The sequence below is a fragment of the Paraferrimonas sedimenticola genome, from assembly GCF_002282855.1.
Classification (GTDB): Bacteria; Pseudomonadota; Gammaproteobacteria; order Enterobacterales; family Shewanellaceae; genus Paraferrimonas; species Paraferrimonas sedimenticola.
This window is the reverse complement of the sequence record NZ_NRIR01000015.1, coordinates 1-19,630: the sequence shown is the minus strand read 5'-3', so window position 1 is coordinate 19,630 and position 19,630 is coordinate 1. Positions and strand designations below refer to the sequence as shown.

Below are 19,630 nucleotides of genomic sequence, written 5' to 3'. Positions count from 1 at the left end.
CAGGGTGTGTAAGCGTTGTGAGGCGTTGAGCTAACCTGTACTAATGACCCGTGCGGCTTAACCATACAACCCAGATGGGTTTGATATGGGCAATGATTTGCTTGAACTTGATTTTTGAATGCGTTCACATTCGACGCAGAGTCAGCTTTTTCCAGATTAAAGGAGCAAATATTATCAACTACATCCCTGTAGTTGACCCTAACGGGCCGCACTAAAGTGCGTTAAATTTTGTTCCAGACAAAATTTTGCTTGGCGGCCATAGCATTGTGGACCCACCTGATCCCATTCCGAACTCAGCAGTGAAACGCAATAGCGCCGATGGTAGTGTGGGGCTTCCCCATGTGAGAGTAGGTCACCGCCAGGCTTCAAACACTGAAAGGCCACCCTAATCGGGTGGCCTTTTTCGTTTATGAAACCTGACGGCGACCTACACACTACGTTCAGCCGCCTGCGGCTTCTACTTCATTACTTCGAATCAATACTGAGCGCCGCAGGGGCTCCCAGCTCCGTCATCCTTGATGACTCCGCGTTCGTCAGCTGCGACGCTGCGCGTCGATCCTCCTCACCCCCATGTGAGCTCACTTCGAGCTTACACTAGAGACGCTATTCGCTATTCGCTTTCAGAGTGGCATTCGTAATCAGGAGCACTCTGAACCCACTTCTTCAGGCTTAAGTACTATCTATTGAACCGAAAACTGGTTAGTTTGTCAGACTGGAGTTAGAAGAAGATAGATTCGATTGGATGGTGTGGTGGTAATGGGTGAAATGAGATACGCGGGGTTTTTCCCGCGAGTTGGTGCTTTCTTATTGGATCGAGTGATTTTTTTGCCCTTTATCTTGTTCGCGATCTGGGGGAATGAGCAGTCGCGGTTATTTCAGTTGTACTGGTTGGTGCCTGGGATTCTGGTTGGGTTGATGTACCATGTTTATTTGGTACAAAGATTCGGTGCAACTCCTGGAAAGCTACTGCTAAAAATCAGAATTGCTCAGCTTGATGGTTCAAAAGTCGGGCTCAAACAAGCATTCTTAAGATATTCAGTGACGTTTGCATTGACCCTTGTGGCTTCGCTTTCCATTGTCTCAGTTACTCTTCATATGACCGACGAGCTCTATTTTTCGATGGGTTGGATGGAGCGATCGCTGTACATCACTGATCACCCTGACAGTTGGTATTACTACGCTAATATAGGCGTGAGTATTTGGGTAACGAGCGAATTCATAGTGATGCTCACCAATAAAAAGCGCCGCGCGCTGCAAGACTTTATTGCAGGCACGGTCGTTGTTCGCAAAAGTAGCGCTAAGCCAGCGCCTTAATCTCAGCCAGCGCTCTGTCGATTTCAGCCTCGTTGTTGATTAGGCTAGGTGCGAAGCGAGCGTACGAATTGCGATAGGGTGTGGCAGACATGATGATGCCTTTTCCGTGCATGTGCTTCACTACTTGCTCTGGCGACATGCCTTTTACATCAAAACACACTAGACCCGAAGAGACTTTGGTGTCCATTGGGGTATACAGCTTCACATGAGACATGGCCGCTAAGCCTTCTTTAGTTTGGCTGTTTAACTGGTGAATACGCTGTTGAACATTGGCTTTGCCTAACGCCTGATGGAGTTTAAAGGCTTCTGGCAGGGCCCAACGGTGCTCAAAGGAATGGAAACCACCAGGTGTCATGTGCTCGCCAATGGGGACGTCGGATTGTTGTGAGTTTCCTAACCACACATCATATGACCGGCTAAAGCTTGGGATCACTGCGTTGCAGTGTTTCCAGCCACGGTCAGAGCCCCAAATCACGCCGGTTCCCCGTGGTCCAAAAATCCATTTGTGAGTGCCGGCAATAAAAAAGTCACACCCCATTGCACTCACATCAATATCTTCAATGCCAAAACCATGGACGCCGTCGACGCAAAAGACAATCTTATCGGCGCTGTCGCGTTTGGCATTTTTAGCCTCGATGACGTCAGCCAGTGCACGTATCGGTAGCTTTACCCCAGTGGACGAGTGTACCCAGGTGACAGCCACTACCTTGGTTTCGTCCGTGATAGATTTCGACAGCTTTTCAACCACTTGCTGTTCAGAGAAAGAAAAAGGGTCATCGTAGAGGGCGATTCGGCGCACTTTGGCACCGGTGCGATCGGCTCTTAACTGCAAAGACAAATCCGTGGAGTAATGGTCGTGTTCGGTTTGTAACACCTCATCGCCCGGCCTTAGCTTTAATCCGCTATAGACCAACGCTAGCCCCATAGTTGTGCTGTCGCTGAGAGCAATCTGCTCAGCGCTTCCGCCCATGTAACTCGCTGCTGCGGCGGCAATATCGTGGTCTATGGTTTCAAAATGGTGATGCCAATAGTCGGCAGGGTTTTCATCTAACGCATGGCGATGACGAGCAATCGCATTAGCCACAGGTTTAGGGTGGGAGGCCAACAGAAATGTTGCCAAATGCACATAGTCTTTAGTGAGCGGGAATAGCTCTCTTAGTGCTTTCCAGTCGCCCGGCTGTATGCTCGACGACGAAGTTGCGCTACTAGCAGCTTGAGCTTGTGGGAGCTTACTTCCTAAAATCCCGGCTGCAGCAAACATACCTAATCGGCGGAGAAAATTGCGTCTCAACATAGAGCTAATCCTTATCCTAGGTGACCAAGACCGTGGATAAACGATAGTCCTGCTTTATTGGGCTGTCGAATTATTGAGCTGCTAGCGATAAAGGCCGATTAGGCTTTTTTCGTTTTTGCGACGGCGGCGATTAACCTATCCACTTGTTTTGCCAGTGCGAGATTGGAGGTCATATAGGCCGCTAACATGATTAACGCGAATAGGGCGTACTGAGGCGGTGTGACCAGGTCGATGAAATAACCTATGGTGCCAAGGACAATAAGCACCGGCATCAAACATTCAAATCTATGCTGTTGTCGACGTACCGTAAGGGCGGTTAATAGCAGTCGCTCTCTTGGCGAAGGTCTGGTTGGATTTTGTGGATTCATCACGGCGCTCCAAACTGGGCTTTGCTTACACATATAGAAGCAAATCGTTTGCAGCGCCATGAAAAGGCAGGGGTTATTCTTGAGTGATGTAGGCTCTTACAAACTCAGTAATGCGGTTTAGATCCTCAAGCACAATGAATTCCTCGGTGGTGTGAACCTTGCTCATGCCAGTGGACAAGTTCACGGTAGGAATACCGCGCTGATTGAAAATATTGGCATCACTGCCGCCACCGGTAGGGCCTGTTTGAGCCTGAATACCAATCGCTGCGAAGGCTTTTGAGACGGATTCAACCAGCGGATGGTCATCGGCCAACTGATAAGCGCCGTATGATGGTACTGTGTCTATCACACACTCAGCACCAAAGGCATTGGCAGCGTCCATGAAGCCTTGTTGCATATGAGCTACTTGCTGTTCCAGCTTGGCGTTATCCAAAGAGCGCGCTTCGGCTTTTAACACTAACTCTGGCATCACCACATTGGTAGCTTGCCCGCCATTGACGACACCGATATTTGAGGTGGTCTCCTCGTCGATGCGTCCAAGCTTCATCGAATCGATGGCTCGTGCCGCAACCGACAGAGCGTTGATTCCTTGTTCTGGTGCCAAACCTGCGTGGGCCGGTTTACCCTTGATGGTAACAGTCAGGCTTTGCTGACCAGGCGCTTGAGTGATGATGGTGCCAATCGGGCCACCTGAATCCAGTACAACCGCTTGTTGGCTTTGAATAGGGCTTAGGTCAAACGCCTTGGAGCCGTGCAGCCCGCCTTCCTCGTGCACCGTGAACGCCACTTCAATGCTTTGGTGAGGCATTTCCGTTTCTTGAACAGAAGTGATAGCTTCGAGAATGGCGGCGATGCCAGACTTATCATCAGCACCCAAAATGGTATCGCCCTTAGAGCGCATCACGCCGTCTTCAATAATTGGCTCGATACCGTTACCCGGAGATACGGTATCCATGTGGCAACTGAACAGTATGTTACCCGGCAGCTGGCCTTTGAGACGTGCGTAGATGTTGAAGGCGTTGGAAATTGCTGGGTCTACCTCTTGCTTGGTGACTTCAAAGCCTAGGTGACCTAAGTCTTCGGCTAGGGTTTGTGCCATGGCAAGTTCATTGGTAGATTCGCTGTCGATTTTTAGGTAGCGAATCAGGCTTTGATGTAGGCGAGAGGTGTTGATGCTCATTGTTTACCGCATTGTCGTCATATAAAGAGTTATTGCTTGTACCAAAGCAAGCCGCTGGCCGCCATTGCAACTTGAAAACCTTTGAGCTGGATCGGTAAATCCCAACCCTCACAGCTCATCGGGTGAGTTGATTGACTGTCGGCATGTATAATGCCGCTCTGAAACTAAACTACCTGATAGCAAGACACGGAACGGAACCTACTTCATCATGTTTTTATCGCCTTATTACACTCAAACCGACGCTGGAGTAGAAATCAGCGCCGAACAAGCCAGTCAATTTGCTAAAGGCGTAGCGCAAGACTTTAACCCTATTCACGATCCAGACAACAAGCGTTTCTGCGTGCCTGGAGACTTGCTGTTTGCCCTGACTTTGGGACGTTACGGCTTGAGTCAATCCATGAACTTTCGTTTTGAGGGAATGGTTGGTGCGAATGCACAGCTTCAATTCCCACAAACTATCGGTAGCGAGTTTGGTTTAAAAGATACTCGTGAAAAACAATACCTGAGCATGCAGCGCGAAGGCGAAGTATTAGAAAACCCTGCCGTGATTGAAGCTTTCATTCGCAACTATGTGGCTTTCTCTGGGCACAACTTTACCGATGTGGTGTTGCCGCTGATGCAACGTCACCAAGTGATGGTAAACCCAGCGCGTCCGCTGGTTATCTATGAAAGCATGGGTTTCGATTTAGAGCACTTGAATTTGGTGTCGCCAGAGCTTGAACTGGTTAACACTGAGCTCGAGATTCAAGGTAAACGCGGTGATGCCACTCTAGAATTTGCCATTAAAGATGCTGGTGTGGTCGTCGGTACTGGCCGCAAGACATTGGTACTAAGTGGATTGAGAGAGATTTGCCCAGACGCCATTGATAATATGTGCACTATCTACGCTCAGCGACAGCAAAGTTATCGCGATGGTGTGGCGGTCTAATATAGCGTCAAACGAAAAGAGCCGGGATTATCCCGGCTTTTTTGTAGCTTTTGCTTTTTTGTAACTCATAATGGGAAAGCCAAATTTTCGCTAAGGTTTTACGTTGGCTACTGGTTGCCACTGCTTCTCAATAGTGGCTTTGATGTAATCTTGTTTTTGCTGGTTTAGCGCTGGCATGTCCAAGCCAATCGCCTTTTGCGCTGAGGCCTTGCTGGAATAGTCAGGGTATTCCACCTCATCGACTTTCAATGTCGCTAGCAATTTCGCCAACTCCACTCGTGCCAGCGACACTTGTTCTAACGATTTGTTGAGCAGAGCCTTGGCTTCTTGCGGGTTGTGCGCAGCCACTCCGTGTGAAGACACCGCGAAATCCCAACGCCACTGGCTGTGGCGAATGGCCATGATAGCCGTGTTCATCTGCGGCCAAGTCGCGCCTGCATCCCAAGCCGCTTTGGCTTCATAGTGCGCTTTTACCAGCAAGTCTTCGACTTTGGTTCGGGCTTGTTCAACCCAAGCCTTGTTGGCTTCCAATTTACTCTTGGTCTTTTCTTTATTGGTGTGACAGCTTGTGCAATTGCTGTCGAACAGCTCCCAGGCGCCACCGACTTTATGGCTAGCCGGTGAACCATCAGTGCTTGCGGCCATGTGGCAATCAACGCAGCCCACGCCCTGCGCCGCGTGTTTGCTTCGACTCCAATGCTCAAACTCAGGGTGGCGGGCTTTTAGCATTGGGGTTTGTGAAATCGGATGGATCCACTCGTAGAATCGACGGGTGTCGTAGTATTTTTCTATCTCGTCCACCGTATTGCCAAAAATCCATGGAATGTTGACCTGATTGCTGGCTTCCGGCTGAAAGTAATAGGTGACATGGCATTGACCACAGGTTTGCGAAGCTTGCATGCTGTGCTTTTGTTTGGCAAATGGCAGCTGCACTTTCTCCATCGCCCTCTTGGCGTGTGGTCGTGGCAACGCCAGTGCGCCTTTGTCGCCTTGGTGGCAGTCGCTGCAATACACCACTTGCTCAATTTGAGACCCAAAATCGGTGAAGTTAGCACCGGCGTAGCCTTGCTCGCCGTGCTTTTGCATCAGTTGCCAAGCTTGTGGGGTTTTACAAGTCCAGCAACTCGCGGACATGCCTTTTTCACCAGCTTCTGGTGCAACACCGGTGCGTAAGGTGTGACTGACGTCAGTTACCGCAAATTGATGACCTCGAGGGCTGTGGAACTCCTTGGCATACGCGCTGCCAGCCCAAAGAATGACAGTGGCCGGGTGCTTTTCTAGCATGTCTTCGCGTTCATAAGACGCTTTGGTTTGCTGCCACTGCTCGGTTTGTACAGGGTATTTTTGCTCCATGCTGGCGCTAGCAACAAGACTTGTCAGTGCTGCGAATAAGCCTATAACCATCTGACATTGCTTCATTTTCATCTCCTACCCTGGGCGTCCATCTACGCGGGGTCTGGTTAAAATCGGCGCATAGTGCCAAACAAATACTGCGAATGCTAGGAACCAGAATGCCGCAGCGCCCCAGTGCCACCAAAGTGTGAAGTCGGGCAGTATAATTGGCATCAAGGTTCGCAGTAGTGCAGCTAGCGCCAATGAGATAAACGCTAGGGCCATGTTGGGTCCTTGATAGACATTGCGACTGGTGTGGCCTAATGAGACTCGACTAATCATCGACAGGCACAAGCTCGCCATGGTGCCGATAGCGAACAAGTGCAATAGCTGGCGGCTGACAAATGGATTGTCCCAGTACACCGCTATTAGCAGCAGAGTCAAAGGCAAAAATGCGTAGGCTAGGTGCAGCGACCACAGCATGGGCTCGCCGACAGTTTGCCAGGGCTTCCAGCGCAAGAATCGAACCAATTGCAAACTACCTGCTAAGGCTAATGTGGTTGGCAGCCAAGTGTTTGGCAACGGCTGTGCCAGCGCCTGAATCGCGATGACCGCCATTAGCGCCATTAAGGGATAATCCAGCCAAGCAAGCGGCTGTGGCTTATCCTTTTTGAGGCGCATCGCACTAAAAAACGGAATGACTCGACCACCGACAATGGTGATCAACAAAGCTAACCACCACAGCATGGCTTGCCAAATTTGGTTGGCCAACACGAAGTCTTTGTGAGCGAGCGCCCAGTAGCTTAGTGCATTAACCATAGCGGCTAAAAACAGCATCACTGGAAAGACGGCGTTGCGCCATTGACGCACTTTAAAGATGCGTCGCCCCATAGCAAAGCTGGCGCTCAACAAAAATAAGCAATCGAGGATTGCTATCGGAATCAGAGATACGGGCAAAGGTATCAGTAGCCCGAGCCGAGCAGCCGCCCAACAAGCGAATAACATTGCTAGCGACCAGCCGCTTAGGCTTTTTTGGTTGGTCCAAGTTTGTACTGCGGTCAGTAAAAAGCCCACCACGATCGCCAGTGCAAAGCCAAATATCAGCTCGTGGGGATGCCACCACAAAGGCACCACTTGGGCCCAAAACTCGGTAGAAAACCACGACCATTGAGGTTGGTACCAAGCCAGCAACCAAGTGGGAATGTAAAGACAAGCTAATACACTGGCAAACAGAAAGAAAGGGCGAAAAGCTAGGCGCCACAGCGCTGGGGTGGATTGAGTTTCGGCCGGGTCATCAATATTTATCATTGTTATCTCTCAGCGACTTAGCGCAAGCGTCTAACACGTTTTTTGGGTATCATAGGCGCCCCATCATTTCCAAGCAACCGAGCGAATGCATTCACGTAACCTGCACACTGGCCGCTATCCGCTAAAAGCGCTGGCTCAGTATCAACCCAAGTTGGCGAACTACTTTAAGACTAGCCCAAGTGGCCAGTTGACATTGGACTTTGCGCAGCCAGAAGCGGTGGGTTTGTTGAACCAAGCGTTAATGGAGCAGGGCTATGGGGTAAAAGACTGGCATGTGCCGAGTCGAAACCTGACGCCTGGCGTGCCAGGACGTGCGGACTACCTGCATCACTTGGCAGATTTGCTGGCCAAAGACAATGGTGGCAAACGACCACAAGGCAAAACAGTTGCTGGGTTTGACATCGGCACGGGAGCTGGCGCTGTCTATCCCTTGATTGGGAGTTCGGTATATCAATGGCGGTTCATCGCATCAGATGTGGACAAGGACAGCGTGCTTCATGCAAGAAAGCTGTTGAGTAGCAATCCGCAGCACCAGTCTCGCATTGAGATTGTTCATCAGAGCGAGCCTAAGTACCTACTTAGAGGTCTTGTATCCCCAGATCAAAGCTTTGATTTTTGCATGTGCAATCCGCCATTTTTCGAATCCGAGCAGCAGGCGCTTGAGCAAAGCCAGCAAAAGCAACACAACCTAGGGCAGCGCGGGGCAAAGGTGATGAACTTCAGCGGTACTGCCAGCGAGCTATGGTGTCCTGGTGGCGAGGCGGCTTTTATCCGTTCGCTGATCTTGGAAAGTCGCTTCTTATCTCAGCAGGTACTTTGGTTTACCTCTTTGGTGTCGAACAAAGACAATCTAAGACCGCTAAAGCGCCTGCTAAAGCGCACCGATGTGCAAAACGTTGAGGTGATTAAGATGGCACAGGGCAATAAGCAAAGCCGCTTTATTGCCTGGAGCTATTTCGACAAGAGCCAACGAAAAGACTGGGCTAAGCGCCGCTGGGATTAGACTGGGTCGACCCCTTGGTGCATCGGCGAGATAGATACGTTGCGGTCCATCAGTTGACTGCGAGGTGCTTCGCGAGTCAGATCCAAAGTGACTTCAAACTCGCCATCGTCATACATGACTTCCACCGGATAACCGCAACTTTTTAGCAAGCGCAACATGGCTTGGTTTTGGTTGTGAACCAGTGCTAATACGGTTTTGACACCGGCCAGTTTACCCATGGCAAATAGGTGGTTTAACAGCACGCGGCCGATTCCCTTACTTTGATAATCGTCTACCACCATGCAAGACAGCTCAGCCACCTCACTAGTAGCACTGCTTCGTAGTAAACGTCCTGCGCCTACTAATTGCTGATTCTCAGCCAAAGTCACGCAAGTGCCTATACGACTCTCAAAATCCATTGCAACAAAGCGAGTTAGCTGGGCAAGGGTAGGAGTTTCAATGATGCGGAAAAAGCGCATGTACAGAGTGCGTTGCGACAGAGTAGGGTAGATTTCTTTCATGGCAAACTTATCGTCAGGGCGCATGGCGCGCACGTTGACGTCGAGCTTACGACGGGTTTGATCCGCAACGCAGTAGTCTCGAAGTTGTTCTGCAACGTCTTGATAAAGCGTGTCAGTTTGAGCCATGAAAACACCTTTCTCACTGTAGCCCAGAGAGTTTCAAATCTCTTATTGGCGCAATTTTACGACAAATCGGGCGTGGTTGAATAAAATTTGTGTTGGTTTGCGGGCTCGGACACACACTTTCGCCCACAAAATTTAGTCTAGCTCGACTGAGTTCATCTCTTGTGGACTTGTGAAGGCTTCGAGTGACAGCATATTAGGGCTAAGTGTGTTCGCACTTGGCCAATGTGTTTTGGCATAACCGAAAATTCCTCGTAAACCGCTGCAATAGCGCACAAATTCGCCGTCAAAGCCCTAGCTAAATGGGCGCTGAACAAGTAAAATTTAGCTCTTTTTTTTGTCACCCAATTGGCATACACACTCGGGCCATTCGCCTGACGTATGGGAAACAACAATGCAGCAGCAATTAAACGACATTATCGCCGAAGCTAGCAGCGCGATTGACAGTGCCGACGACCTGAAAATCTTGGACGAGATCCGAGTAAACTTTTTGGGCAAGAAAGGCCGTCTTACCGAGATCATGAAAGGCATGGGCAAACTAAGCCCAGAAGAGCGCCCTAAGATGGGCCAAATGGTTAACCAAGCCAAGCAGCAAGTTCAAGGCGAGCTAAACGCCAAGATGAACCAGCTGAAAGAAGCTGAGCTGAACCAACGCTTGGCCGCTGAAACCATCGACGTGACTTTGCCTGGTCGCAAGATGCCAGCGGGTGGCGTTCACCCTGTGACTCGTACCATCGAGCGTATCGAGCAGTTCTTTGGCGAGCTTGGCTTTGAAGTTAAAGAAGGCCCAGAAGTCGAAGACGATTATCACAACTTTGATGCGCTGAATATTCCAGAGCATCACCCAGCCCGTGCTGATCACGATACTTTCTACTTCAATCCGAAAGTGGTGTTGCGTACTCAAACTTCTGGCGTACAAATTCGCACCATGGAAGTGGAAAAGCCGCCGTTGCGTATCATCAGCCCAGGCCGTGTATACCGCAACGACTACGACCAAACCCACACTCCGATGTTCCACCAGGTGGAAGGTTTAATGGTTGGCGAGAATGTTAACTTCGCTGAGCTGAAAGGCATTTTGCACGACTTCCTGCGCAACTTCTTCGAGCAAGACCTAGAAGTTCGCTTCCGTCCGTCTTACTTCCCGTTCACCGAACCTTCAGCCGAAGTGGATGTGAAAGGTCAGAACGGTTGGCTTGAAGTCTTGGGTTGCGGCATGGTTCACCCGAACGTGCTGCGCTCGGTAGGTATCGATCCTGAGAAGTACTCGGGCTTCGCATTTGGTATGGGCGTTGAGCGTCTGACCATGCTGCGCTACGGCGTAAACGACCTACGTGCCTTCTTTGAAAACGACCTACGTTTCCTAAAACAATTCAAGTAAGCGGAGCAATAGAACATGAAATTTAGTGAATCCTGGCTCCGTGAGTGGGTAAACCCAAGCATTGACTCGCAGGCGCTGGCCGAGCAAATCACCATGGCCGGTCTGGAAGTTGACGAAGTAGCACCGGTTGCCGGTGACTTCAGTGGCGTAGTGGTTGGTGAAGTGGTTGAGTGCGGTCAGCACCCGGATGCCGACAAACTGCGCGTAACCAAAGTCAACGTCGGCGGAGAAGAACTACTGGACATCGTTTGTGGTGCATCCAACTGCCGTTTGGGCCTTAAAGTTGCGGTTGCCGTGGTTGGTGCTGTGCTTCCGGGTAACTTCAAAATCAAGAAAGCTAAGCTTCGCGGTCAGCCAAGCCACGGTATGCTGTGTAGCTTTGGCGAATTGGGTATCGACGTTGAGAGCGATGGCATTATTGAGTTGCCAGCAGATGCGCCAATTGGCACCGAAATTCGCGATTACCTGAAGCTAGACGACGGAGCGATTGATGTGGACTTGACCACCAACCGCGCCGACTGCCTTGGCATGCTAGGTTTGGCTCGTGAAGTAGCCACTCTGAATCGTCTGCCGTTCAACGAGCTGAGCATCGAAGCTGCTCCTGTGACTATCGACGATAAGCCACAAGTTAAACTGACTGACGCTGAAGCCTGTCCTAAGTATCTAGGCCGCACCATTAAGGGCGTTAACGTTAAGGCGCAAAGCCCATTGTGGATGCAAGAAAAGCTGCGTCGCGGTGGCATTCGCTCGATCGACCCTATTGTTGATATCACCAACTACGTATTGCTTGAACTTGGCCAGCCAATGCACGCTTTCGACGCTGCTAAGGTAGAAGGCACTATTGACGCTCGCTACGCCAAAGCCGGTGAGAAGCTGACCTTGCTAGATGGTAACGAAGCCGAGTTGCGCGAAGACACCCTAGTTATCGCCGATGACAAGCAAGCCTTGGCCATGGCCGGTATTTTTGGTGGTGAGTTCTCTGGCGTGACCACTGAAACTCAAGACATCATTCTTGAGTGCGCTTTCTTTAACAAGTTGGCGATCATGGGCAAAGCCCGTAGCTATGGTCTGCACACCGACTCGTCGCACCGTTTCGAGCGTGGTGTTGATCCGCAGCTGCAAACCAAAGCCATGGAACGCGCGACTAATCTGATCTTGGAAATCTGCGGTGGCCAAGCCGGTCCTATTACCCTTGCCGAGCAAGCTGAGCACTTGCCTCAGTCTGCCACTATCGAGCTGCGTCGCAGCAAGCTAGATAAGCTGTTGGGCCACGTGATCCCAAGCGAAGACGTAGAAGCCATTCTGAAAGGCTTGGGCTTTGAAGTTGAAGCAGGTGATGACAGCTGGCAAGCCAAGGCGCCAAGCTATCGCTTTGATATGGCTATCGAAGAAGACCTTATTGAAGAAGTGGCTCGAGTATACGGCTACAACAACATTCCGAACCAAGCGCCAAGCGCTGATTTGGTGATGCCTGTGCATCAAGAAGCGCAACGTCCGCTTAGCCGCGTGCGCGATGTGCTAATTGACCGTGGTTACCAAGAAGCCATTACCTACAGCTTCGTTGACCCTAAGCTGCAAGCTTTGCTGCACCCAGAGCAAGAAGCGCTTGTACTGCCAAATCCGATTTCAGCGGACATGTCAGCCATGCGTTTGTCGCTTTGGACCGGTCTGTTAGGCGCAGTTGCCTACAACCAAAAGCGTCAGCAAGGCCGTGTGCGTTTGTTTGAAACCGGTTTGCGCTTTATCCCTGATGCCAGCATCGATGTTGGTGTGACCCAAGAGCCTATGATTGCCGCAGTTATTGCTGGTAACAGCCATGACGAGCACTGGAGCATTGATAGCCAGGCAGTGGACTTCTTTGATATCAAGGGTGATCTTGAAGCGATTTTGGACGTATCAGCAGACGAGCTTAGCTTTGAATTTGTGGCCGGTACTCACAAAGGGCTACACCCAGGCCAAAGTGCACAACTGCTGCGCAACGGCCAGGCCGTTGGTTGGATTGGTGCGGTGCACCCGAACCTGAATAAAGCGTTTGGCCTTAACGGAAAGGCGTTTGTATTCGAAGTGGCTCAGGAAGCATTGTTACAAGCTAAATTGCCAGAAGCACAACCTGTGTCCAAGTTCCCATCGAACCGTCGCGACATTGCGGTAGTGCTAGACGATACAATTTCTGCCCAGTCAGTATTAAATACGATCAGAAAAGTTGGCGGAAATCAGTTGGTTGGCATAAACTTGTTCGATGTATACCAAGGTGAAGGTGTTGCTGAAGGCAAAAAGAGTTTGGCCATCGCGCTGACTCTGCAAGATGTGACTCGCACTTTGGAAGATAAAGACATTACCCAGGTCGTAGAAGCGGTGGTGTCATCACTGCAATCTGAGTTCAACGCGTCCTTGAGGGATTAATCTATGGCATTGACCAAAGCTGAAATGGCTGAACATCTATTTGAGACACTGGGCTTGAACAAGCGCGTGGCAAAAGAGATGGTGGAAGCCTTTTTTGAAGAGATCCGAGTTGCTTTGGAAAACGGGCAACAGGTGAAGCTGTCCGGCTTTGGAAACTTTGACTTACGCGAAAAGAACGAGCGTCCGGGACGGAATCCGAAAACCGGTGAAGATATTCCAATTTCTGCCCGTCGAGTGGTGACTTTTCGCCCCGGCCAAAAGCTGAAAAGTCGGGTTGAGAATGCACCGGTGAAATCCTAGGCGCATCGCTCGCATCAAGTCCTTTTAAAGCCGCCAACTTGGCGGCTTTTTGCTGGCTGGCTTTATACCGGCAGAGGTAGCTCACAGGCTGATTGGCTGCATTGGTATGTCAGCAAGGCTTAGAGTATCCTAATGCCAGCTTTGCAAACCAAATAACAACAAGCAGCAGGGAGTTTTAGTGGCTCGAAAACCCAAATGGTTTGATGTCTCGTTTAAGTGGCGTTACCTACACCCCAAACTTTGGCCTACCTGGTTGGCTATTATTTTTCTGACCATCTTCGCTTACATGCCGGTTCGCCTGCGCGACGGTATCGCCGGTCTAATGGCCAAACTGGTCATGAAAGTGGCCAAAAAACCGCTGCGAGTGGCTCAGATTAATATCAAAACTTGTTTTCCTGAGTGGAGTGACGAGCGTATCAATCAGTTGATTGAGGATAATGTACGCACATTTACCACAGTCCTGTTGGGGCAGGGCGAGCTGCTGATGAAAAGCAAGCAGAACATTTACGACCGAGTGGACTTAATTGGCGAAGAGCGCCTAAAAGCGGTTCGCGCTCAAGGCCAGCCGGTGATCTTTATCATGCCGCACGTGTGGGCGATCGAGTACGCGGGACTGCGCTTGAACTGTGACTTGCCCATGGTGACTATGGCCAAGGCCCATCGCAATGAGCTGTTTACTTGGTTTAACAATCGCATGCGCGCCCGTTTTGGGGGCCGCGTGTACTTCCGTGAAGCGGGTATTCGCGCGCTGCTGTCTGAGCTTAAACAAGACAACAGCTTTTTTTACCTACCGGATGAAGACTTAGGTCGTGAGCGCAGCGAGTTTGCACCCTTCTTTGCCACCGACAAAGCCACCGTGCCTGTAGTGGCGCGTTTAGCCGCCGCGGGTAACGCCAAAGTCATGCCACTTACCATTGGGTACGATAAGTCGCGTCGCAAGTTCGTTTGCGAGGTACACGATGTGGTGGAGTTTGGCGATAAGCCAACCAAGTACGATGAAGCCTTGATACTTAACCAAATGGTTGAGATGGTAATTAATACGCATCCGGAGCAGTACATGTGGTTCTTGAAAATATTCCAGACCCGCCCGGATCCCAAGGAATACATTTACTGAGTCTCAGGGCTGAGGAGCAAGCATGAACATGGCAAGTTTTGGCTGGGTTGCACTGGGTGGCGCTTTGGGTGCTTGCAGCCGTTATGCGATTGCTGAGATTTGCTTGCTCCTGTTTGGTCGTGGTTTTCCGATTGCGACCTTAACTGTGAATGTTGTGGGCTCACTTGGAATAGGCTTTTTGGTGGCCTTGGTAGAGCAAGAGGTTTTGCTGCACGCCGCTTGGCGCCAAGTGGTGATCATTGGCTTTCTGGGCGCTTTTACGACTTTTTCTACCTTCTCGATGGACAATTTATTGCTGCTGCAACAACAGGAATACCTGAAGGCTGCAGTCAATATGTTCGCTAACCTCAGCCTCTGTATGCTGGCGGTTGCTATTGGCTTTTTCTGGCTCCCAAAGCTGGTAGTGTAAAGCACAGCATACGTATTTAATTCAACGACTTTTTTGCGGTTTCACCGATCCCCTGCTTGTATTTATAGGACTTCTAACTCTTATAAAAGGCAGGGTAATGCAAAAACTAATATGCGGGTTATTTGGTGTTGCTGTGTTTTTCAGTACACAGGTTCAAGCGGAAGCGCCTTTGGTGCAGGCGGTTGTCGACAAGCAAAGGGTCATTAAACACTGGACCAAAGAACGGCGACAACAGGCGATTCCAAGAGATCTGTATCTCGATAAGCAAGGCAATGGTTATATTCGTGGTGCTAACGGCAAAATGTTGGCCTACGGTCAAGCGGCTGAATCGCCAAGGCGCGGTAAACCCGCAGATGATTCGCAACCTCCAGTGATTTCTAACCCCTCGCCATCGAATGGCGCGGCACTCAGCGGTGCCAGTCAGAACTTTAGCGTGCAGGTGACCGACAACGTCGGCGTGCAGGCAGTAACCATAGAGTTTGAAGCACCAGCCGGCAGCGGCAGTTACACCACTTTTAGCGCCAATAACACCTCGGGCGATACCTGGTCTGTGTCTCTCAATTTTAACGTGAGTGGTGATTACAATTGGCGAGCGATTGCTCGTGATACGGCCAAGAAAGGTGGCAATTCCGCCACTTCGCCTTGGTGGGGCGTAAACGTTGATATAAACGGCAGCGGAGGTGGCGGTAACCCCGGAGGCGGCGAGGGCGATTTGGTCACGAACTCACCTTGGCCTGATGGCGGTCCGATTCAGACTGCAGCCGGTCGTCTCTTCTATGAAATGCCAACCAGTAAGAATAAGCGCCGTTGGGCTGGGTATGTGTGTTCAGGTACTGTGATTGATGACCTGCTAACCGGTCGCACCGTTATCGTGACTGCAGCGCATTGTGTGTATGACGATGCTAACAAAGCCTTTGCTCGCAATGTGCTGTTTATTCCAAACCAAGCACAGACTTCTGGCAACGGCACTGATAGCAATTGTGACAATGACCCGTTAGGTTGCTGGGTAGCTTCTTTCGGTGTAGTTGAGTCGAATTGGACCAGCCGTACCTTCCCGAATAACATCCCTTGGGATTATGCCTACTACGTGGTGTATGACGAGAATCATCAGGGTCCTGGCACTAGCGATATTGAAGCGGCCACAGGCGTATTTCAGCTGAACTTCAATGCGCCACAAGTCGGTGCTTCGGGTGCAGACTCGGCGGATGTTTCTTATACCCGCGGTATGGGCTACTCCTACAGTGATGACCCTAATTTCATGTATTGCGCCGAGAATATGACCGAGTTTGATTCGGCGAACTGGTGGCTGGGTAACTGTGGATTGTCTGGCGGTTCTTCAGGCGGTCCTTGGATTCAACCAAACGTGTCAGCCCTTGAAGTTATGTCGGTCAACTCATGGGGATACTCTGATGGCAGCCCTGGTATGGCGGGACCAAAACTCAGTGGTACCACGGCTCAGTGCTTGTTTGACGTGGCGGTGGCAACAGCCACTACGGATACCAGCGATGGGAATGCCGGTGTAGTCGTATCGCCAAGTGATTGTCCTTAAAAGCTAAATAAGGCTTTTCAGCGAGCAAAACAGACGCTAACTTAGGCAAGGAATTCGATTAACGATAGGAAGCGATAAATGAAGACCTTGCTTAGCGCGGGCGCTTTGGTGCTATTAACCAGCAGCGCCTTTGCCGCTGATTTCAGCGACACCAAAGCCAAACTAGAAACCGCAATGAAAGCCGACATCCGCACTGAAAAGGAAGTCGAGCGTGATCGCAACCGCAAGCCGATTCAAACTCTGGAATTCTTTGGCCTGCGCGATGACATGACCATTGTTGAACTGCTACCAGGCGGCGGTTGGTACACCAAACTATTAGCGCCCACCGTACGAGACAAAGGTCAGTACTACATGGCTGTAGGCACTAGCCGCGCTCAAAAGGCAGTAGATGGCCAAGCGGGTTTTGATAAAGTTAAAACCACCGCAGACGGTGCCAAAGTGTACCGTCCAGAAGGTTCTATGTTCTACACCCTAGAAATGGACGATTTGGGCGTTTCCAATGCTGACATGGTGTTGACCTTCCGCAACTACCACAACTTTGATGAAGGTGGCCGTAAAGCCATGAACGAAGCGGCATTTAAAGCGCTTAAGAGTGGCGGAGTATACGCGGTAGTCGACCACACTCGTCGCCACATGCAAGACGTGGATAGTGAGAACCGTCGCCGCTTTGACCCAGTGTTGGCCATTAAAGAAATCCAAGAGGCAGGCTTTGTGCTGGTGGACTTCTCTGATTTGCACTATCGCTTAGACGATGAGCTTCGTTACGAAGTGGGTCGTCGCAGCGTGTCGGGTAACACCGACCGGTGGACCATTAAGTTTGTTAAGCCTTAAGCGCAAGCAAACTTCATTTTGAGAAAACCGACGCCATCGCGTCGGTTTTTTATACTTAGAGCTTAGAATAAGTTTGAGGACAGTCGGTATGCACAAGTGCCACGGACGCTGGGAACTGGTCCCAGAGCTGAGTTTTTATCAGAAGGGGGAAGGCCCGGTTAGCGGTGAATACCACATACAACTTGAAGGCGAAGAGGTGTCTTTTACCATTCTTTGGCAAGGACCAGATGGCAAACAAAATCAGATTCAATTTGGTGGCCTTGCCGATGGTGAGGCACGAGATATGGATATACCACCCGGTGCAAAGGTGAGTTACACGGTGATCAACGAGCAGGTGCTGGATAGCGAGGTTTTTTTGGCAGAGCAGAGTGTTGCTTACGCCCGTCGTCAGGTGTCCAATAGCGGTGATTTGATGAGTGTGCTGCAAGTTAGCCCTGGGCCTGACGGAGAAGCCGTTCGAGTGACTCAAGTGTATCGACGAGTCGAATAATTCGGATAAAAAGACCCGCTAAGCTGAGGGTAGATGCTTGGACTTCACAAATACATCCATTGATAAACTACGGAAGCACTAGCTGTCTTTTTGCTTGTCTTGAACATTTGCTTCAATCTCTTTTAGCTCTTTGTTCAGCTGGCCACTCACCTGAGCCGCCATCGCTTTCGCTTTATTGACGCCAGACATGATGGTTCGAACCGATAACGTCATTTGTTGAGGACCCAATATCACAAAGCTTAAAACAGCTATCATGGCCATTTCCCAAAAACCGATATCAAACATAGTGATGCTCCTGTTTTGATGCTTTAAATGTCTCGAATAATTGCAATCTGTTTTTCACAACCGCCTTGGCCTAAGAGCTAAGAACCTCAGCTTCATCGGTTGGTAGCGCTTGGCTGTGGCTTTCGCTCGTCGTTTCGTCGCTAGAGGTATATAGCTTTGCCATCAACAATCCGCCTTCAAATAGCAACCACATCGGCAAAGCAAGCAGGGTTTGGGAAATGACATCTGGCGGTGTGAGTAACATGCTCACGACAAACACACCAACAATCACAAAAGATCGTTTCTCGGACAAAGCTTTTGGGCTACTGATGCCAGTCCAACACATTACAAAGGTGGCAATTGGGATTTGGAAGGCTATGCCAAACGCGAAAAACAGCTTTAACACAAAGCTCAAGTAGCTTGAGATGTCAGTAGCAACGTTGACGCCTTCAGGAGCTGAAGCAGTAAAGAAAGCGAACACCACAGGAAATACCACGAAGTAGGCAAACGCTGCACCCAAGTAAAAGAGGGTGACCGAGCCCAAAACCAGAACTACCAACTTTTGACGTTCGTTGTTGTAAAGTCCTGGTGCTACAAATCCCCACGCTTGCGACAACCAATAGGGCACAGTTGCAAAAACTGCAGTCATCAACGTTAGCTTGAATGGGGTAAAGAAAGGGGCTGCGACATCTGTCGCTATCATGGTCCCGCCTTGTGGTAACACGGATAGTAGGGGCTGGGCTATGAAAGCGTAAATATCGTTGGCAAAATACGCAAGCCCAAGAAATACCACAAAAATGGCAATAACAGAGCGCAGTAATCTATCGCGTAGCTCGGTTAGGTGATTAATTAGTGAGAGGGGTTGAGTCTCAGACATAGCCTTAGTCCTCTATATTGACGTCGAAGACTTCCTTGTCGTTGATCGATAAACCCTGCAATAAAAAAAGGTGAGTAGAGTAGAGCTAGGGTTATGACTTGGCCTCTTCGAAGATGACGTCAGCTTTCTGTGCGACTTGAGGAGTTCCTTTATCTTCTTTGATGGCCGATTTGAAGCCGTTGATGGCTGAGCCTACGTCACCGCCAAGGGTACGCAAACGTTTCGTGCCAAATAGCAAAGCTACGATTACAGCGATAATTACCAGTTGCCAAATACTAATTCCAGCCATGATATTGCCTCTCTATTTCATACCAAATGAATAAAAAACTAAGCGGCTTTCCCTGCGGCTTGTAACCTTGGCGAGTACTATACGTTGTAGATAAGTAAGCGCTAAATCAGTAGCTGCCAGTATTTTTGAAAGGTCTGAGTTGAGAGGGTCGGCTATCAAAGTGGGGGAGCCTTTGAGGCCGATCTAGAATGTTACCTTTATGGTCGGCAGAATATTGATTCAGGCTTCAGTTGGCCCACCCCCGTCGTTCCCATGCAGATGGGAACCTAGCCACTGGCTATTGGCGCACTTTGGCCCTAAGCTGCCATTGAGCAGTTTCCTCTAAAAATTGTGTGAGTTCACATCTTGTGAACTATACTTGGTCGTGGTAAGGTTC

Annotated in this window: 20 protein-coding genes and 1 rRNA gene; 12 read left to right on the top strand and 9 right to left on the bottom strand. The window is 50.1% G+C overall.

Annotation, left to right across the window (positions count from 1 at the left end; genetic code table 11):
* Positions 1-248: 248 nt before the first annotated feature.
* Positions 249-364: ribosomal RNA gene (gene rrf / locus CLC93_RS17450) — 5S ribosomal RNA — on the top strand.
* Between the two features lie 383 nt (positions 365-747).
* The gene (locus CLC93_RS17445; protein WP_245837190.1) at positions 748-1,314 is read left to right on the top strand and encodes an RDD family protein; all 567 of its coding nucleotides are present in this window, start codon (positions 748-750) and stop codon (positions 1,312-1,314) included.
* Here CLC93_RS17445 and CLC93_RS17440 read toward each other — a convergent pair.
* From CLC93_RS17440 to CLC93_RS17435, 3 genes are all read right to left on the bottom strand, one after another.
* The gene (locus CLC93_RS17440; protein WP_245837189.1) at positions 1,298-2,440 is read right to left on the bottom strand and encodes an aminotransferase class V-fold PLP-dependent enzyme; all 1,143 of its coding nucleotides are present in this window, start codon (positions 2,438-2,440) and stop codon (positions 1,298-1,300) included. The two genes, CLC93_RS17445 and CLC93_RS17440, sit on opposite strands and share 17 nt — an antisense overlap.
* 266 nt (positions 2,441-2,706) lie before the next feature.
* Positions 2,707-2,979 carry a hypothetical protein gene (locus tag CLC93_RS17655; RefSeq protein ID WP_141237422.1) on the bottom strand — a complete coding sequence of 91 codons (273 nt, stop codon included), beginning with the start codon at positions 2,977-2,979 and terminating at the stop codon, positions 2,707-2,709.
* 70 nt (positions 2,980-3,049) lie between these two features.
* Positions 3,050-4,156 carry a M20/M25/M40 family metallo-hydrolase gene (locus CLC93_RS17435; RefSeq protein WP_095507272.1) on the bottom strand — a complete coding sequence of 369 codons (1,107 nt, stop codon included), beginning with the start codon at positions 4,154-4,156 and terminating at the stop codon, positions 3,050-3,052.
* 208 nt (positions 4,157-4,364) lie between these two features.
* On the opposite strand from CLC93_RS17435, the gene CLC93_RS17430 reads away from it, so the two are divergent.
* Positions 4,365-5,084: a DUF3581 domain-containing protein gene (locus CLC93_RS17430; RefSeq protein WP_095507271.1), complete on the top strand. Its 720-nt coding sequence runs from the start codon at positions 4,365-4,367 to the stop codon at positions 5,082-5,084.
* Between the two features lie 90 nt (positions 5,085-5,174).
* On the opposite strand, the gene CLC93_RS17425 is transcribed toward CLC93_RS17430, so the two are convergent.
* Positions 5,175-6,503, bottom strand: a complete 1,329-nt coding sequence (locus CLC93_RS17425; protein WP_245837188.1) for an ammonia-forming cytochrome c nitrite reductase subunit c552 — start codon at positions 6,501-6,503, stop codon at positions 5,175-5,177.
* Positions 6,504-6,512: 9 nt separating this feature from the next.
* Positions 6,513-7,724: an NnrS family protein gene (locus tag CLC93_RS17420; RefSeq protein ID WP_095507269.1), complete on the bottom strand. Its 1,212-nt coding sequence runs from the start codon at positions 7,722-7,724 to the stop codon at positions 6,513-6,515.
* An 85-nt stretch (positions 7,725-7,809) separates the two neighbouring features.
* On the opposite strand from CLC93_RS17420, the gene rlmF reads away from it, so the two are divergent.
* Entirely contained in the window at positions 7,810-8,727 is a 918-nt protein-coding gene (rlmF, locus tag CLC93_RS17415; RefSeq protein WP_095507268.1) for a 23S rRNA (adenine(1618)-N(6))-methyltransferase RlmF, read from the top strand.
* On the opposite strand, the gene CLC93_RS17410 is transcribed toward rlmF, so the two are convergent.
* Positions 8,724-9,353, bottom strand: coding sequence for a GNAT family N-acetyltransferase (locus CLC93_RS17410; protein WP_095507267.1), 630 nt, complete (start codon positions 9,351-9,353; stop codon positions 8,724-8,726). The two genes, rlmF and CLC93_RS17410, sit on opposite strands and share 4 nt — an antisense overlap.
* 391 nt (positions 9,354-9,744) lie before the next feature.
* Between CLC93_RS17410 and pheS the strand changes: the two genes are divergently transcribed.
* The 8 genes from pheS to CLC93_RS17370 all read left to right on the top strand — a co-directional run bounded on the left by pheS (position 9,745) and on the right by CLC93_RS17370 (position 17,824).
* Positions 9,745-10,728, top strand: coding sequence for a phenylalanine--tRNA ligase subunit alpha (gene pheS, locus CLC93_RS17405; RefSeq protein WP_095507266.1), 984 nt, complete (start codon positions 9,745-9,747; stop codon positions 10,726-10,728).
* A gap of 15 nt (positions 10,729-10,743) precedes the next feature.
* Positions 10,744-13,131 carry a phenylalanine--tRNA ligase subunit beta gene (gene pheT, locus CLC93_RS17400; RefSeq protein WP_095507265.1) on the top strand — a complete coding sequence of 796 codons (2,388 nt, stop codon included), beginning with the start codon at positions 10,744-10,746 and terminating at the stop codon, positions 13,129-13,131.
* A gap of 3 nt (positions 13,132-13,134) precedes the next feature.
* Complete coding sequence (locus tag CLC93_RS17395) at positions 13,135-13,431, top strand: integration host factor subunit alpha (protein WP_095507264.1); 297 nt, start codon at positions 13,135-13,137, stop codon at positions 13,429-13,431.
* 178 nt (positions 13,432-13,609) lie between these two features.
* The gene (lpxM, locus tag CLC93_RS17390) at positions 13,610-14,545 is read left to right on the top strand and encodes a lauroyl-Kdo(2)-lipid IV(A) myristoyltransferase (protein ID WP_095507263.1); all 936 of its coding nucleotides are present in this window, start codon (positions 13,610-13,612) and stop codon (positions 14,543-14,545) included.
* A gap of 22 nt (positions 14,546-14,567) precedes the next feature.
* Positions 14,568-14,954, top strand: a complete 387-nt coding sequence (gene crcB / locus CLC93_RS17385; protein ID WP_095507262.1) for a fluoride efflux transporter CrcB — start codon at positions 14,568-14,570, stop codon at positions 14,952-14,954.
* A 97-nt stretch (positions 14,955-15,051) separates the two neighbouring features.
* Positions 15,052-16,503, top strand: coding sequence for a trypsin-like serine peptidase (locus CLC93_RS17380; protein WP_095507261.1), 1,452 nt, complete (start codon positions 15,052-15,054; stop codon positions 16,501-16,503).
* A gap of 78 nt (positions 16,504-16,581) precedes the next feature.
* Positions 16,582-17,334 (top strand): class I SAM-dependent methyltransferase, encoded by a 753-nt coding sequence (locus tag CLC93_RS17375; protein ID WP_095507260.1) that lies wholly within the window; start codon positions 16,582-16,584, stop codon positions 17,332-17,334.
* A gap of 88 nt (positions 17,335-17,422) precedes the next feature.
* Positions 17,423-17,824, top strand: a complete 402-nt coding sequence (locus CLC93_RS17370; RefSeq protein WP_095507259.1) for a hypothetical protein — start codon at positions 17,423-17,425, stop codon at positions 17,822-17,824.
* 78 nt (positions 17,825-17,902) lie between these two features.
* On the opposite strand, the gene CLC93_RS17365 is transcribed toward CLC93_RS17370, so the two are convergent.
* The 3 genes from CLC93_RS17365 to tatA all read right to left on the bottom strand — a co-directional run bounded on the left by CLC93_RS17365 (position 17,903) and on the right by tatA (position 19,254).
* Entirely contained in the window at positions 17,903-18,109 is a 207-nt protein-coding gene (locus CLC93_RS17365) for a twin-arginine translocase TatA/TatE family subunit (RefSeq protein ID WP_095507258.1), read from the bottom strand.
* A gap of 70 nt (positions 18,110-18,179) precedes the next feature.
* Positions 18,180-18,965, bottom strand: coding sequence for a twin-arginine translocase subunit TatC (tatC, locus tag CLC93_RS17360; RefSeq protein ID WP_095507257.1), 786 nt, complete (start codon positions 18,963-18,965; stop codon positions 18,180-18,182).
* Positions 18,966-19,056: 91 nt separating this feature from the next.
* Positions 19,057-19,254 (bottom strand): twin-arginine translocase TatA/TatE family subunit, encoded by a 198-nt coding sequence (tatA, locus tag CLC93_RS17355; protein WP_095507256.1) that lies wholly within the window; start codon positions 19,252-19,254, stop codon positions 19,057-19,059.
* Positions 19,255-19,630 lie beyond the last annotated feature (376 nt).

What these genes read in the sequence shown, in the direction of transcription:
- CLC93_RS17435 (WP_095507272.1), bottom strand. Translation starts at nt 4,156, where the DNA reads ATGAGCATCAACACCTCTCGCCTACATCAAAGCCTGATTCGCTACCTA.
- CLC93_RS17430 (WP_095507271.1), top strand. Translation starts at nt 4,365, where the DNA reads ATGTTTTTATCGCCTTATTACACTCAAACCGACGCTGGAGTAGAAATC.
- CLC93_RS17425 (WP_245837188.1), bottom strand. Translation starts at nt 6,503, where the DNA reads ATGAAGCAATGTCAGATGGTTATAGGCTTATTCGCAGCACTGACAAGT.
- CLC93_RS17420 (WP_095507269.1), bottom strand. Translation starts at nt 7,724, where the DNA reads ATGATAAATATTGATGACCCGGCCGAAACTCAATCCACCCCAGCGCTG.
- rlmF (WP_095507268.1), top strand. Translation starts at nt 7,810, where the DNA reads ATGCATTCACGTAACCTGCACACTGGCCGCTATCCGCTAAAAGCGCTG.
- CLC93_RS17410 (WP_095507267.1), bottom strand. Translation starts at nt 9,353, where the DNA reads ATGGCTCAAACTGACACGCTTTATCAAGACGTTGCAGAACAACTTCGA.
- pheS (WP_095507266.1), top strand. Translation starts at nt 9,745, where the DNA reads ATGCAGCAGCAATTAAACGACATTATCGCCGAAGCTAGCAGCGCGATT.
- pheT (WP_095507265.1), top strand. Translation starts at nt 10,744, where the DNA reads ATGAAATTTAGTGAATCCTGGCTCCGTGAGTGGGTAAACCCAAGCATT.
- CLC93_RS17395 (WP_095507264.1), top strand. Translation starts at nt 13,135, where the DNA reads ATGGCATTGACCAAAGCTGAAATGGCTGAACATCTATTTGAGACACTG.
- crcB (WP_095507262.1), top strand. Translation starts at nt 14,568, where the DNA reads ATGAACATGGCAAGTTTTGGCTGGGTTGCACTGGGTGGCGCTTTGGGT.
- CLC93_RS17380 (WP_095507261.1), top strand. Translation starts at nt 15,052, where the DNA reads ATGCAAAAACTAATATGCGGGTTATTTGGTGTTGCTGTGTTTTTCAGT.
- CLC93_RS17375 (WP_095507260.1), top strand. Translation starts at nt 16,582, where the DNA reads ATGAAGACCTTGCTTAGCGCGGGCGCTTTGGTGCTATTAACCAGCAGC.
- CLC93_RS17370 (WP_095507259.1), top strand. Translation starts at nt 17,423, where the DNA reads ATGCACAAGTGCCACGGACGCTGGGAACTGGTCCCAGAGCTGAGTTTT.
- CLC93_RS17365 (WP_095507258.1), bottom strand. Translation starts at nt 18,109, where the DNA reads ATGTTTGATATCGGTTTTTGGGAAATGGCCATGATAGCTGTTTTAAGC.
- tatC (WP_095507257.1), bottom strand. Translation starts at nt 18,965, where the DNA reads ATGTCTGAGACTCAACCCCTCTCACTAATTAATCACCTAACCGAGCTA.
- tatA (WP_095507256.1), bottom strand. Translation starts at nt 19,254, where the DNA reads ATGGCTGGAATTAGTATTTGGCAACTGGTAATTATCGCTGTAATCGTA.